Annotated in this window: 13 protein-coding genes and 2 riboswitches; of the genes, 6 read left to right on the top strand and 7 right to left on the bottom strand. The window is 65.0% G+C overall.

What is annotated here, in order from left to right:
* Nucleotides 1-28: 28 nt before the first annotated feature.
* From ACFUCV_RS03760 to ACFUCV_RS03740, 5 genes are all read left to right on the top strand, one after another.
* Entirely contained in the window at nucleotides 29-688 is a 660-nt protein-coding gene (locus tag ACFUCV_RS03760; RefSeq protein WP_380812172.1) for an amino acid ABC transporter permease, read from the top strand.
* A complete protein-coding gene (locus tag ACFUCV_RS03755; RefSeq protein WP_380812170.1) occupies nucleotides 675-1,496 on the top strand; it encodes an amino acid ABC transporter ATP-binding protein in 822 nt (273 codons plus the stop codon). The genes ACFUCV_RS03760 and ACFUCV_RS03755 overlap by 14 nt, the downstream gene beginning before the upstream one ends.
* 122 nt (nucleotides 1,497-1,618) lie before the next feature.
* A complete protein-coding gene (locus tag ACFUCV_RS03750) occupies nucleotides 1,619-2,446 on the top strand; it encodes a hypothetical protein (protein WP_380812168.1) in 828 nt (275 codons plus the stop codon).
* Nucleotides 2,443-3,975: a hypothetical protein gene (locus tag ACFUCV_RS03745; RefSeq protein WP_380812166.1), complete on the top strand. Its 1,533-nt coding sequence runs from the start codon at nucleotides 2,443-2,445 to the stop codon at nucleotides 3,973-3,975. Before ACFUCV_RS03750 ends, ACFUCV_RS03745 begins: the two co-directional genes overlap by 4 nt.
* Nucleotides 3,976-3,990: 15 nt before the next feature.
* Entirely contained in the window at nucleotides 3,991-4,434 is a 444-nt protein-coding gene (locus ACFUCV_RS03740; protein ID WP_380812164.1) for a hypothetical protein, read from the top strand.
* On the opposite strand, the gene fdhD is transcribed toward ACFUCV_RS03740, so the two are convergent.
* Complete coding sequence (gene fdhD / locus ACFUCV_RS03735; RefSeq protein ID WP_380812162.1) at nucleotides 4,431-5,258, bottom strand: formate dehydrogenase accessory sulfurtransferase FdhD; 828 nt, start codon at nucleotides 5,256-5,258, stop codon at nucleotides 4,431-4,433. The two genes, ACFUCV_RS03740 and fdhD, sit on opposite strands and share 4 nt — an antisense overlap.
* A 65-nt stretch (nucleotides 5,259-5,323) precedes the next feature.
* Here fdhD and ACFUCV_RS03730 point away from each other — a divergent pair, with 65 nt between their 5' ends.
* Nucleotides 5,324-7,660, top strand: a complete 2,337-nt coding sequence (locus ACFUCV_RS03730) for an FdhF/YdeP family oxidoreductase (RefSeq protein ID WP_380812361.1) — start codon at nucleotides 5,324-5,326, stop codon at nucleotides 7,658-7,660.
* Nucleotides 7,661-7,795: 135 nt separating this feature from the next.
* Here ACFUCV_RS03730 and ACFUCV_RS03725 read toward each other — a convergent pair whose 3' ends face one another.
* The 6 genes from ACFUCV_RS03725 to ACFUCV_RS03700 form a co-directional block, all read right to left on the bottom strand.
* The gene (locus ACFUCV_RS03725) at nucleotides 7,796-9,061 is read right to left on the bottom strand and encodes a molybdopterin molybdotransferase MoeA (protein WP_380812160.1); all 1,266 of its coding nucleotides are present in this window, start codon (nucleotides 9,059-9,061) and stop codon (nucleotides 7,796-7,798) included.
* Nucleotides 9,062-9,068: 7 nt separating this feature from the next.
* On the bottom strand, nucleotides 9,069-9,398 hold the full coding sequence (locus ACFUCV_RS03720) for a DUF6457 domain-containing protein (RefSeq protein WP_380812158.1): 330 nt from the start codon (nucleotides 9,396-9,398) through the stop codon (nucleotides 9,069-9,071).
* Nucleotides 9,399-9,401: 3 nt separating this feature from the next.
* Nucleotides 9,402-10,073, bottom strand: a complete 672-nt coding sequence (locus tag ACFUCV_RS03715; RefSeq protein WP_380812156.1) for a molybdenum cofactor guanylyltransferase — start codon at nucleotides 10,071-10,073, stop codon at nucleotides 9,402-9,404.
* Nucleotides 10,074-10,191: 118 nt separating this feature from the next.
* Nucleotides 10,192-11,010 carry an NlpC/P60 family protein gene (locus ACFUCV_RS03710; RefSeq protein ID WP_380812154.1) on the bottom strand — a complete coding sequence of 273 codons (819 nt, stop codon included), beginning with the start codon at nucleotides 11,008-11,010 and terminating at the stop codon, nucleotides 10,192-10,194.
* A gap of 4 nt (nucleotides 11,011-11,014) precedes the next feature.
* Nucleotides 11,015-11,214, bottom strand: a riboswitch (cyclic di-AMP (ydaO/yuaA leader).
* Between the two features lie 151 nt (nucleotides 11,215-11,365).
* Nucleotides 11,366-12,190 carry a M23 family metallopeptidase gene (locus ACFUCV_RS03705; protein ID WP_380812152.1) on the bottom strand — a complete coding sequence of 275 codons (825 nt, stop codon included), beginning with the start codon at nucleotides 12,188-12,190 and terminating at the stop codon, nucleotides 11,366-11,368.
* A 2-nt stretch (nucleotides 12,191-12,192) separates the two neighbouring features.
* Nucleotides 12,193-12,415: riboswitch (cyclic di-AMP (ydaO/yuaA leader) on the bottom strand.
* 251 nt (nucleotides 12,416-12,666) lie between these two features.
* Complete coding sequence (locus tag ACFUCV_RS03700; protein ID WP_380812150.1) at nucleotides 12,667-13,362, bottom strand: metal-dependent transcriptional regulator; 696 nt, start codon at nucleotides 13,360-13,362, stop codon at nucleotides 12,667-12,669.
* Nucleotides 13,363-13,505: the final 143 nt, after the last annotated feature.

The raw sequence follows: 13,505 nt of genomic DNA, 5'->3' as shown, positions 1-13,505 counted from the left end.
CGGAAGCTGCGTGGTTTAGAGTTCAGACATGGACCTTGACCTGTTTTGGAGTTCCCTGGGCCCGCTGCTTGAAGGTGCCGTCAAAGGGACCATCCCGCTGACGTTGGCGTCCTTCGCCCTGGGGCTGGTGCTTGCCCTCGTGGTGGCGGTGCTGCGCATCAGCTCCAACAAAGTGGCAGCGGGCCTGGGGCGCTTTTACGTCTCCATCATCCGGGGCACCCCCCTGTTGGTGCAGCTGTTCGTGATTTTCTACGGCCTGCCGGCGGTCGGTGTGAAGATTGAACCCTGGCCCAGCGCCATCATTGCCTTCTCCCTGAACGTGGGCGGCTACGCGGCGGAGATCATCCGGGCCGCCATTTTGTCGGTGCCGCGCGGACAGTGGGAGGCCGGGCACATGATCGGCATGTCCAGGAACCAGACGCTGCTGCGCATCATTTTGCCGCAGGCCGCCCGCGTGTCCGTGCCGCCGCTGTCCAACACCTTCATTTCCCTGGTCAAGGACACCTCCCTGGCGTCGCTGATCCTGGTCACCGAAATGTTCCGGGTGGCACAGCAGGTGGCCGCCTTCAGCCAGGAATTCATGCTGCTGTACCTGGAAGCGGCCGGAATCTACTGGATCATCTGCCTGATTTTGTCCACTGCCCAGACACGGGTGGAAAAGAGGTTGGACCGCTATGTTGCCCACTGACTCCGTCCTGCAGGTCCGCGGCCTGAGCAAGGCCTTTGGCGCCAACACCGTGCTGCGCGGCATCGACCTCGACGTGCCCCGCGGCAAGGTGGTGGCCCTCATCGGCCCGTCCGGATCCGGCAAGACCACCGTGCTGCGCTGCCTCAACGGCCTGGAAATGCCCGACGCCGGAACCGTCACCGTGGGTGCGCGCGACGCCGCCACCAAGGGTTCACAGCAGGATCCCCCCGCGGCACTGACGGTGGATTTCGCCGCCCTCGCCAGCAAGGCAAAACCACGGGCCCGTCAAGTGGCCCAGCTGCGCGACCGCAGCGCCATGGTGTTCCAGCAGTACAACTTGTTTCCGCACAAGACAGTGCTGGAAAACGTCATGGAAGGTCCGGTGCAGGTGCAGAAGCGTCCGCGAACCGAGGTCCTCGCCGACGCCGAGGCACTGCTGGACCGGGTGGGACTGCTGGAAAAGAAGGACGCCTACCCCTTCGAACTTTCCGGCGGGCAGCAGCAACGCGTGGGCATTGTGCGGGCACTGGCCCTCAAACCCCAACTGCTGCTCTTTGACGAGCCCACCTCCGCCCTTGATCCCGAGCTGGTCGACGACGTGCTGGCGGTCATCAAGGAACTGGCAGAGGAAGGCTGGACCATGGTGATTGTGACCCATGAGCTCGCCTTTGCCCGCCAGACCGCCGACGAGGTCGTGTTCATGGCCGACGGCGTGGTGGTGGAGCGCGGGCCCGCCAGCCAGGTGCTCCGCGAGCCGCGGGAGGAACGCACCCAGGCCTTTGTGCGCCGGCTGCTGCACGAAATCTAGGCACACCCCATGGGCAGCGCGCCCCATCGCCGTCGGCACCGCAGTGACGTAACTTGGTGCACGGATCAACAATGCCCGCCGCCGCCGGTTGGCCCGCCCACCACGTACCAGGGATGAATTTTATGAGCGAATCCGCGCAACCGCGCCCCACCGTCCTGCGCCGCGTCCAGCTCAGCACCGCCGCCTGGCAGCTGCTGTGCCAGTCCACCAGCGACACCCTGGCGCTGCCCCAGGACACGGCCGAAGGGGCAGAGGCAGCGCTCGACGGCGCCACCACCAAGGCCGCCTGGGCGGAACTTCAGGCGCTGGGCATGTCCCCACACCCCGGTGAGGTCAAGCGGCAGTGGACCGGCGCCGTCGCCCTTTTGCTCACCGCCCCCATCAAGGTCACGGCACGGGCCACCTACAACGGCGTCAGCACCACCAGTGTGCTGGGCCTGCGTGCCGGCCGCGGGCTGGCGGCCCACCAGCGGCACATTTCGGAACAGGCCGGGGCGCAGACTGTCATCACCGGCAGCGAAGACAGCATGGAAATCACCTTGTTCGACGAGGAAAAACTGTGGGGCGCCACGGCGCGGCTGCTGCCGCCGCTGGCTGCCGTGCGCGCCGGCGCCAAGGCCGCACCCCTGAATTCGCGCCCAGGAACGGAAATCGGCGCGGGGGCAACGCCGGCCCAGGCTGCGGCGCTGACGGCCGGCGAGGAAGCAAATATCACGCTGAGCGTCACCGCCGCGGCACCGGGGCTGCCCGAACGGCTCTGGGCAGGCATGTGGAGCGTACGCGGCGGGCAACTGTTTTCCATCACCACCGGCACGGCCGCGGATCCGGCGGTGCGGCTCAGCGAAGTGCCGCCGGGCCATATTGCCAATGAACTGTTGTTTGCAGTGGTGGGCGCCCATGAAGCGCTCTCCGGCGCCGGCCAGGGCGCCGGCGAAGGCGGTGCCTTATGAGCATGTTGGGCCTGGATCCACTCGCCTGCCGTGATCTGGTCCAGGTCCTGAACCGCTCGGCGCAGCAATTGGAGCAGGCGGGCACGCATCTCAACAGTGCCATTGCACGCACCAGCTGGCGGGGAGCTGACAGCCAACGCTTCCGCAGCCAGTGGCCGGCCAACCGGCAGCGGTTGAACCGTGCGGCCCGCGAGCTCGAAGGCGCGGCCACACAACTCTTGCGTGAAATTGCCGAACAGGAACGGGCCAGCGCCGTGGACGGCGGCAACAGCGGCGGCCAGGACGGCGGCGACAGCCTGTGGGACAGCCTCGTGAACGCCGGTGCAGATCTGTGGGAGGACTTCGGCGACGGCGTTGACGGTGCAGTCGACTCCCTGCGGGACGGGTTGGACTGGCTGGCCGGCGGCATCACCAAGCTTCCCGGCATCAGGTCCACCTGGAACTTTGCCGAACAACTGGGCCAGCTCGGCGCCATGGGCTTTGCAGCGCTGATCGGGAATCCGCCGTCGTTGTCTGCAGTGGTGGCCCAGTTGGTGCTGGCCGGCGGGACCGGGGTGGATGCGTGGTTCAACGCCGCCACCGGAGGCGGGGTGGACCTGCGCCTCTTTGAAGACGGTGAACCTTATGCCGGGGAGCCCATTGCCGTGGGGGAAAACCTGGAACGGAACGCCCTGACGCTGCCCACCTCCGCCAGCGCCATCTTTCAAGGCGTCATTGACGCCTACGACGCCGCAGCTGTCCCCGGCACCGAGGACGGCGAAGTGCGGATAGTGCAGGTGGAGCAGCCCGACGGAAGCTTTGCCTACATTGTCAACATCCCCGGCACCGAGGACTGGGGTGCCGCGGGCGGGGGTCAAAGCCGGGATCTGAGCAGCAACTTGATGGTCATGGCAAGCCAATCCAGTGCCGCGCAGCAGGCGGTGGCCCTGGCCATGGCACGTGCAGGCATTCCGCCCGGTGCCCCGGTCATGCTCACCGGGCACAGTCAGGGCGGCATGCTCGCGGTGGCCCTCGCCTCGGATCCGGCGTTCATGGACAACTACAATGTCACCAATGTCATGACGGTGGGATCTCCCGTGGACGGCGCCAACATTGACCCGCGCGTCAACGTGCTGCAGGTGCAGCATGCCGGCGACGTGGTGCCGCAGCTCGACCTGGGCGGGGTCCGCCACGACGGTTCGGCGCCGGAACAGCCCGCAAACGTTTCAGTGGTGACCATGGCGAACCCACCGCGCAATGCGGAACAAAACGCCGGGTTCGGCCAAAGCGGCGGCGCCATTGGTGCCGGTGCGGGACCGTGGATTCCTGGCATGGGTGAAGAAAACGGGCGAAACGCAGGCACCGCCGCCGGAGAACTGGCCAGTGATGCCATCAACAACCACGACTTTGTCAACTACCGCGAATCAATGGCCAACACCGGTGCCAATCCCGGCATCACGGACTACGAAAACGACCCGTCCATGCGGGTATTTTTCAGCGACGACCCGGACCGGGTCAGCGCTGTTGACGTTGCCACCGGACGCCGTTAGGAAGGGATGCTGGAAGTGTTCACGAAAACAAAAACGACTGTGGCCATGGGGGTCCTGGTCCTGGCTCTGACAGCCTGCAGCCCCGGCGGCTCCACCAACGGCGGTTCCTCCAACGGCGGTTCCTCCAACGGCCAGGGCAGCCAGGAAGCGCAGAACCTGCAGACGGCAATTTCCGCAGTGGACAATGTTTCCGAGGTCACGGCCCGTTACACGGTGAAAAGCGGCATGGGCTCCACGGTGAATGTGCGCATTACAGCCGCCGCCGGCACGCCCTCCCTGGAAACCGTCATGACTGATTCCCTCACCGCTTTTGCCGGCGCGGCCGAAGGGATCAAGACCACCGCAGGCGTTTCCTTTCAAGTGACGGAATCCGGAGCGGACAACACCATCAACCCCACGGCAGTGGGCCTGCAACAGTCCCCCACCGTGGCTGAAATCATCGATTTCGCCGGCCTTTAGGAAATCCGCCCCGGATGGGTGTAGATGTTCATGCTGCTCCCACGGCTGAAACCCACCAAGGTCACCCCCACCTCGCGGGCCAGTTCCACCGCCAACGACGACGGCGCACTCACCGCCGCGAGCACCGGCACCCCGGCCATGGCCGCTTTTTGCACCAGTTCAAAGGACGCCCGCCCCGATACCTGCAGGATGCGCCCGGCCAGGGGCAGCTGCTCTTCACGGAACGCAGCCCCCAACACCTTGTCCACCGCATTGTGCCGCCCCACATCCTCGCGGGAAATCAGCAGTTCCCCGGCGGCGCTGAACAGTCCCGCGGCATGAACGCCGCCGGTCTTTTCAAACAAAGCCTGCTGTGCGCGCATGACGTCGGGGAAGGTTGCCAATAGCTCAGCATCAAGGAGGTGCTCCGCTGCCTCGGGCAGCAGCGCGAAGCGGGAGGATTTGCGGACAGCCTCAATTGAATCCGTGCCGCAGATGCCGCAGGCACTGCTCACATGACGCTGCGGTGCCGCCCGGGGCAGAACCACATCCGGACGCAACTGCGCCTCCACCACATTGAAGGTCTGGCGGCCGTTCTCATCCTCGCCGGCACAAAACCGCAGGGAAATCAGCTGCCCAGGGTCAAAAATGATCCCCTCGGACAACAAAAAGCCCGCCACCAAATCAAAATCGTCCCCCGGGGTGCGCATGGTGACGCTGAAGGACTCGTGCGCCAGGCGGATTTCCAAGGGCTCCTCCACAGCCAGCGGTTCCTCGCGCACCACGCGGCGCCCCCTGGAAAGATCAATCCTTGTAGCCTTGACGCGCTGCAGCAGCCGTCCCATGCAATCCTCCAAAAGTGAATACGGTCTAAGATCACAGTAGTTGCTCAATGGCGAAGGGACCCCTCATGGCTGGCAAGGCGCCGCAGGAAAACATCAACGAACAGCGGCTCTTAGTGGGCGAAGCGAAAAAGAAGGCCGTGGGAATTCCAGGGGTCCTGCACGCTCTGGATGTGTCCCTGCGGCAAATGGGTCCCGTGCGTTCGGTGCAGACGCTGGTGCAGGTCAACCAGAAGGACGGCTTTGACTGCCCCGGCTGCGCCTGGCCCGAAACCGAACGCCGCCACCGGGCCGAATTTTGCGAAAACGGTGCCAAAGCCGTTGCCGAAGAGGCCACCAAAAGGCGCGTCCCGCCGTCGTTCTTTGCCGAGCACAGCGTGCATGAACTGCGCGGATGGGATGATTTCAGGCTGGGCCAGCAGGGCCGCCTGACGGATCCCATGTACCTGGCCGAGGGCAGCGACCACTACGTGCCCGTGACGTGGGAGTACGCGCTGGGGCTGTTGGCCGATGAGCTCAAAGCGCTGCAGGATCCCGACGAGGCCATTTTCTACACCTCCGGCCGCACCTCCAACGAGGCGGCATTTTTGTACCAGCTCATGGTGCGCGGCCTGGGCACCAACAACCTGCCGGACTGCTCAAACATGTGCCACGAATCCAGCGGCTCCGCGCTGACCGAAACCCTGGGCATAGGCAAGGGCACAGTGTCCCTGGAGGACATCCACCAATCGGAACTGATCCTCATTGCCGGACAAAACCCGGGCACCAACCATCCCCGCATGCTTACGGCCCTGGAGAAGGCAAAGAAAAACGGGGCCGCGATTGTGGCCATCAACCCGCTGCCCGAGGCCGGCTTGATGCGCTTTGAAAATCCGCAGACGCTGCGCGGGATGGCCGGTGGCGGCACCGCGCTGGCCGATGACTTCCTGCAGATCAAGCTGGGCGGGGACCAGGCCTTGTTCCAGGGACTGGGAAAGTTCCTGTTGGAAGAGCAGCGCCGCCCGGGGACCGCGCGCACGGGACGGGTGTTTGACACTGCCTTCATTGAAGCGCACAGCAGCGGCCTGGAAGCTTATTTAACACAGCTGGACCAGGTCGCGTGGGCGGAAATTGCCACAGCCACGGGCCTGTCCCAGGAGCAGATCCGGGCCACGGGCCGGCGCCTGCTGGATTCCAAGGCCACCGTGGTGTGCTGGGCCATGGGATTGACGCAGCACAAACACTCAGTGGCCATGTTGCGCGACGTGGTCAACGTGCTGCTGCTGCAGGGCAATGTTGGCAAGCCCGGCGCAGGCGTGTGCCCGGTCCGCGGCCACTCCAACGTGCAGGGAGACCGGACCATGGGCATCTTTGAGCGCATGCCGGACTCCTTCCACGATGCCCTGGATCGGGAGTTTTCCTTCGCCTCCCCCCGCGTACACGGCTTTGACACCGTGGCAGCCATTGCCGCCATGCGTGATGGAAAGGCCCGGGTCTTTGTGGGCATGGGCGGCAATTTCGTCCGCGCCACGCCGGACTCCAATGTGACCGAGGCGGCCTTGGCCCGCTTGTCCCTGACAGCGCAAATCTCCACCAAGTTGAACAGGTCCCACCTGGTCACCGGCGCCAGGGCATTGATTCTGCCCACCCTGGGCCGGACGGAAAAGGACACCCAGGCCAGCGGAGACCAGCGTGTGACCGTGGAGGACTCCATGAGCGCCGTGCATGCCTCCCGCGGCAGGTTGGCCCCGGCGTCGGAAAATTTAGTGTCCGAGGTGGCCATTGTGGCCCGCCTGGCCAAACTGCTCTTCTCCACGCCCGGCGGTGGCACCCGCCCCGGGGCACCGGCCGCCGACTGGGATGCCATGGCCGCGGACTACAGCGTGATCCGTTCCCACATTGCCGCGGTCATCCCCGGGTTCGAGGACTTCGAAGCCAAAATCGCCCAACCCGGCGGCTTTGTGCTGCCCAATGGCCCCCGTGATTCGCGCACCTTCACCACCGCCACCGGCCTGGCCAATTTCACCGCCAACACCCTGGAATACCCCAAAGTTCCCGCGGGCCGGCTGCTGCTGCAGACCCTGCGCTCCCACGATCAATACAACACCACCGTCTACGGCAAGGATGACAGGTACCGGGGCATTAAAAACGGCCGCCGGGTGGTTTTTGTCAACCAGAAGGACCTCGATGCGCTGGGCATTGCCGACGGTGCCATGGTGGATCTGGTGTCCGAATGGAAAGACAATGTGGAGCGCCGGGCAGCGGATTTCCGGGTGGTTGCCTACTCCACACCCGTGGGCTGCGCAGCGGCCTACTATCCGGAGACGAACGTTTTGGTTCCGTTGGATTCCACGGCGGACGTCAGCGGCACACCCACTTCAAAGTCCGTGGTGATCCGCCTGGAAGCCGCGGCCCAGGCGAGCTGAGGCCCCGGCCCCGGCCCCGGCCCCGGCCCCCCGAGACCGACCCAGCCCTGCCAAGGCAGACGCAGCGCCGCGTCGGTCACGGCAGGGCTGGGTCGGTTTCACGCAGCGCTCCGAGCAGGCAGGGCTGGACCGGTTTCACGCAGCGCTCCGGGTCCAGGGCAGCACCATTGCGGGCAACAACTCCCCCATTTTGGCTCCGTGCGGCGGAACCGCCATGACGCCCTGGGCTGCAGCCAAACCACGCATCATGGCCGAGTCGGTATGCGCACACGGCGACGCCAGGCCATAAACCAGCCGGTACGGCATGAGCCGGGTGGGACCGGAAAACGCCTTGATGGGCGATCCGCAGGGCACCTGCACCAACGCCGGTTCCGGCAAACTGCCCAGCTTTGCCAGCAATGGCGTACCCAACACCATCAGGCCCACCATGGCGGCCAGCGGATTGCCCGGCAGGCCAAGGATGAAACGTCCATCGGGCAGTTCAGCCAGCAGGGTTGGCTGCCCCGGGCGCATGGCGATCCTGGGAATGTGGAAGGTGCCCCCCATTGCCGTCACCGCCTCCCGCAGGAAGTCGGCGCTGGAGTTGCCAGTGGCACCGGTGGTGATCAGGACGTCGGCAGGGTCATGTTCGTCATCGGCCAGCGCAGCCAGCATCGAAACCAGGGTGTCTGCCGCGCGTTCCAAGCCCACCACAGTCCCGCCCAACATTTGCACCACTGCGCCCAGCTGTGGGGAAAAGGCGTCGCGGACAAAGCCCGCCTCCGGAATCCCTGAGGGAATCACCTCATTGCCGGTGAGGATGATCTTCACCGTTGGCCGGCCCAGGACGGGGAGCTCATCCATTCCGCCCAAGGCAGCCAGTGCCACGTGCGCGGGGTTCAACGTGGTCCCCGCCTTGATCAACAGTTCCCCGGCGGAGGCCTCCTCGCCGGCGGGGCGAATGTGCTGGGCGTTCCTGGGCTCCCCGGGACGGGCCGCACCGCCGAGTACCAGAACAGGGAGGCCTTCCTCATCCCGGCCCAGTTCCCCCGACTCGCTGCGCAGCACGGACTTCGCGCCAGCCGGAATGGTGCCGCCGGTCAGGATCGGAACGGCCTGGCCGGCGCTCAGGCGGGTCCCCCGTTCAGCCAGGATCCACGGCGGACTGCCAGCCACGGCCCAGCCATCCATGGCGGAGGATGCGTAGTGCGGCATGGGGTGGGCGGCTGCCACATCGGCTGCCAGGATGCGTCCCACCGTTGCCGCCAATGGCAGCGGGTGGGCGGGCAGCGCCTGGGCCACGTCCCAGGCGCGCTGCCGCGCCTCCAACCAGCTATGCGCAAGCCTCACGCCACCGGCAGGACCTGACGTCTCCGCCACGGCCGCTTCCACGGACGCCGGCTGCCCGGTTGAGGCGGACACCGTCTTGCTACTGTCCGGCAGGAACGGAAGGGGCGCCGGGTTCCACGGAATCAGCCGCGTCATCCTGCTCGGCGGCCTGCGCAGCTGCCAGTTGCCTCGCCATGGCCAGGGCAGCCTTCATGGCAACGGCCTCGGAGGCCTGGCCGGAACCGGCGGCAAGTCCGGCAGCAAGACCTGCCACAAAGGTGGTCAGAGGGGCAGCTGGACGCACCACCGAATGCGCAGCGACCCCTGCCACCTTCAGCACCGCGTGGATGTCCACCTCAATGTCGGCGATTTCAAAGGCCTCCAGCAGTTTTTGCGTCCACTGCTGCAACAGTTCATCATGATTTTCCATGTGTCATCCCTCCGCCGTGGCCGGCCCGGGCGCCAAGCCCTGCACGCGCGCGTCGTCCCAAGTGTCAATGTCCGCCGCGAGCCCTTCCGGCACCGGGCAGTCCTTGAGCAACACATTAGCAAGCAGGGAGAAAACCGAGGCGTTTTGAAGCCGGTGCGCCTCGCGGGCCTTTGCCACTGCGGAGCGCAGGGCACCTTCGGGATAGATGGCAGCCAGGGGCTGGGCCCGCCCGGCATCGACCGCAATCACCCCGGCGTCGCCCGCCAGCTCTTCCAACGCGCCAAAGAGGACTGTCAGCAGCTCGGCGGCACGCGGCATGTCACAGGCCAGCACCAGCACCCGGCCCCGACGGTCCGGCAGTACGGACAATCCGGCCGCAATGCCTGCCGCCGGTCCGGAGTGGGGCGGATCCTCCTGAACGACTGTGAGCTGTGGCCGGCTGTGCGCCTCCCCCAGCCAAAGGCCCAGCTGCGCGGCAGGACCGACGACGGCGATCCTGGGCCCGGTGTCCTGCGGAACCCCAGCCGTGGCCGCCAAAGCTTCGTGGACCTCAAGCAGTTGCGCAGCCGCGTCCACGGTCCGCGCCAGTAACGTCTGGCCGTGCAGGATGAGGCCGGCCTTGGGCGTGCCACCCAAGCGGCGTGACAGGCCCCCGGCAAGAACTACCGCCTGCATGCCCACCCCTGCGCCCCCATCATGTCCACCCCTGCCACTTTCGGGTTAAAGCCATGAACCCCGTTTAAAGTAATGAACCCCGTCCGGGGACGGGGTTCATTACCTGAAAAGGTGTTTCTTAGTGACCCATTGCAATGAAAACGGGACCGGAGCCGACGTTGGCTGAGAAGACGGCAGTCATGCCGCCACCCCATCCGCCGTGGACGGCCTGGCCGTTGCCAATGTAAACAGCGATGTGGGCCATGCCCATGCCGCCGTCTGCGTAGTAGATCAAGTCGCCGGGCTGTGCTTCGCCGGCGGAGACCGTCCGGCCCAAGCTCAAGTAGCTGGCCGGCCAACCGTGGTGGTTGATGCCAGCGGCAGCAAGAGCGTTGGAGGCCAGGCGGGTGCAGTCCTGTGCGACGCCGATCTGGGCCAAGGCGGCGCTGGCGATGGTGGCGCCAATTCCGCTTTGCACAACGGTTTTGGTGGGCGCGGGCGCCTCCACGGACACAGCTGCGGCGGGAGCAGCAGCAGGTGCGGCAGCAGCTGTGGCTGCCGGCTGCACTGCAGCGGCGGCGACGGGAGCAACCTCGTTGTTGGAAAGAGTTTGGCTCTGGGCCTCTACAACTACCGGCGCTTCAACAACAGGAGCCGGGGTGGAGGTGATTGCGGGGGTGGCGAAGGCAATCTTCACCGTTGACGCTGCCGTGATCGTGGGAGCAAGTCCCGTGTTCAGGTTGAGCGTCGTTGCACCATCCGAAGCGCGCTCCACGGTAGGAGTGGAGGCGTTTGCAGCGATGCCGGATGTCAGAACCAGGCCTGATGCAGCTGCAATAACAGCTGCCTGACGACCAACCCCGCCGACATTGGAGCTGACGGCTTTCGTGAGGGTGGAGATCGGGCTGGTCTTAACAACCTCGGCGCGGTGGCGCCCGAGGGCAATGTTTGAAGCCAAGAAGGATTCCTCTCCCAATGCCTGCGAGGTAAGCTGTCGGATTCGGATGGGAGTCACCCGGCCGCTCCACGTTCCAGGATCACCACGGCATCCGCCCTGATGGTCCCTGCACGTTTCGCGGCTTCACCCCAAGGGTCCTGCGCATGGCGCATGACCCGATTATTGGTTCCCCCGCCCCTGCCAGACGAATGATACGAACGGACCGTGAGCAGTGGCAGAGCTAGGCAATCCACTCACGGGCGCCAGCTTGATTCGAAGTTGGCGCGATTATGACGGTACAACAGATTTTTCCCAATGTCACGTTCAGGTCACGGTCGTGTGACTAAGTCGTGATCAAACTGGGGGTGTGGAGGACTTAAAGCCAGTCCATGGGGTCGACGGTCTCGTCGTCCACAATGACCTCGAAGTGCAGGTGGCAGCCCGTGGAGGCGCCTGTGGTGCCACTGAGTCCGACCAGTTCGCCGCGTGCGACCTTTTGGCCCACGGTGACGCTGTTCTTGCTCATGTGGTTGTAGGAGGTGGACAGCCCGTTGCCGTGGTCGACCACCACCCGGTTTCCGCCCCCAAAGTCATGCCAGCCGGAGAAGGTGACCACGCCACCGGCGGCGGCAAGCACTTCGTTGCCGCACTGGATGGCGAAGTCCTGGCCGGTGTGCTTTTCATCCAGCTGCCCGGTGATGGGGCTGATGCGGTAGCCAAAGGGTGAACTGGTCACCAGGTTCTCCAGGGGCGCTGACAGCGTTCCCTTGGAAGCCTGCGCGGTGACGTTGGAGGCGTTGACCTTCAGGGTCTCCTTCAGCTGCCCGTCCGGGTTCAACGCGCTGGCCACCTCGGGAGTGGCAAAGGCAATGGGCACATCCGCCCCGGCGGTCACCACGGCGTCAACAACCGCTGCGGCGCTGCTTTCCACCGGGAGGATCTCGGTGGCCTGCGTGCCTTGAAGGGACACCGCCATCACCAGGCCGGTGGCGGCCATGGCCACCCCGACGCGTTGGCCGGCGCCGCTGGAGGCGCCTGCCCGCAGCAGCTGGGACACGGACATGCCGGCCGGTGCCTGGGCACGCTCTGCGGCCAGGGCCTCGCGGCGGCTGCCATGGAAGGAACTGCCGGGGGTTGAGCTGAGCTCATGAGTTGCTGGCGACGACGCGCGACGGCGTCCCCGCTGCTTCACTTCTGACACTAAAAACCTCTCTGTATGGCACCTGCGAAGTTAGCTGTCGGATTCGGATCAGAGGGTTAGCTTTTGATCCGGCCCAGCCTCGTGGCGCAGCCCTGCCAGGGGGCCGTCGCTGTTGACGGCTCCTTGAAGGGCTTTGTTCGAGTTCGGGCTTCACCCCAAGACAGACTGTGCAGTCTGCCGAAAGTGGTTCCCCCGCCCTTGCCATGGGAATTGCCGCCCAGCACGCGAAGGCAAGGTTAAGTGTCGCGAGTTGGTAACGCTTTGGTCACAGCGTCGATTTATTACTATACGGTACGCACAGCGGCCGTAACAATTCCGTTATCTGCCGCGTCGATAAATTTTCATCAAAATGTGACGGGGACCTCGCTGTGCCGCTGCAGGCCAAAGGTGCCAAGGCGGATCAGGCAGGCCTCAAAGGGGACCTAAAGCTGTGATGCGGCCCGCATTGCCCATGTGGTGAAGGCAACGGAAAAAAACTAGCTCATGGAGACAAAAACATGCGCGGCAACTTCCGGAGGAAGCTCCAAAGCCCCTTCAATGCCCGGAACACGCACGGAAATGTACTCCCCCACCTGCTCCAGTGAAATGCGGGCGCCGGGACGCAGGCCGCCTTCGTCCAGCTGCTGCAACAACTCCGGTTCCACCTGGATGCGCTCGGACAAGCGGTGGATGATGACTTCCTGGCCGGGGGCATAGCTGGACATGGCTTCCACCAGCGTCACAAGCCCGGCCGTGAACACCGGCGCCATGGTTCCGCCAAGTTCTTCCAGGCCCGGAATGGGGTTTCCGTACGGGGACTCCTCGGGATGGCCCAGCAGATTGAACAGCCGCTGCTCCACGCGCTCGCTCATCACATGCTCCCAACGGCAGGCCTCCTCATGAACATAGGACCAGTCAAGTCCAATGACATCAGCCAGGAGCCGCTCGGCAAGCCGGTGTTTGCGCATCACGCGCGTGGCCTTGACCCGCCCGGCCGGAGTGAGTTCCAGGTGCCTGTCCCCTGAGACAATGACCAAGCCGTCACGCTCCATCCGCCCAATGGTCTGGGACACTGTGGGCCCGGAGTGGTGGAGACGCTCGGCAATGCGTGCCCGCAGGGCCACAATGTTCTCTTCTTCCAACTCCAAGATGGTGCGCAGGTACATTTCAGTCGTGTCAATCAGATCGGCCACGGCAGCATCCTCCTGTTGTTGGTCGCCTTGTCAGGGCAGGGACTATCCTCTCTACGTTATCGTGCTTGCCGCGTTACTGGAGAACCGGGCGGCTGAACCCGTTTCCGGCGGGAACCGTGAGCTGCGTGCCGTGTCCATTTCCT

Origin of the sequence: Specibacter sp. NPDC057265, from assembly GCF_042668835.1 — a bacterium.
Lineage (GTDB): Bacteria > Actinomycetota > Actinomycetes > Actinomycetales > Micrococcaceae > Specibacter.
The sequence above is the reverse complement of the archived record's forward strand: the minus strand, read 5'-3'. Positions and strand labels throughout refer to the sequence as shown.

Bases quoted from the DNA above. Each gene is read 5' to 3' on its own strand.
- ACFUCV_RS03760 (WP_380812172.1), top strand. From the start codon at position 29: ATGGACCTTGACCTGTTTTGGAGTTCCCTGGGCCCGCTGCTTGAAGGT.
- ACFUCV_RS03755 (WP_380812170.1), top strand. From the start codon at position 675: ATGTTGCCCACTGACTCCGTCCTGCAGGTCCGCGGCCTGAGCAAGGCC.
- ACFUCV_RS03750 (WP_380812168.1), top strand. From the start codon at position 1,619: ATGAGCGAATCCGCGCAACCGCGCCCCACCGTCCTGCGCCGCGTCCAG.
- ACFUCV_RS03745 (WP_380812166.1), top strand. From the start codon at position 2,443: ATGAGCATGTTGGGCCTGGATCCACTCGCCTGCCGTGATCTGGTCCAG.
- fdhD (WP_380812162.1), bottom strand. From the start codon at position 5,258: ATGGGACGGCTGCTGCAGCGCGTCAAGGCTACAAGGATTGATCTTTCC.
- ACFUCV_RS03730 (WP_380812361.1), top strand. From the start codon at position 5,324: ATGGCTGGCAAGGCGCCGCAGGAAAACATCAACGAACAGCGGCTCTTA.
- ACFUCV_RS03720 (WP_380812158.1), bottom strand. From the start codon at position 9,398: ATGGAAAATCATGATGAACTGTTGCAGCAGTGGACGCAAAAACTGCTG.
- ACFUCV_RS03715 (WP_380812156.1), bottom strand. From the start codon at position 10,073: ATGCAGGCGGTAGTTCTTGCCGGGGGCCTGTCACGCCGCTTGGGTGGC.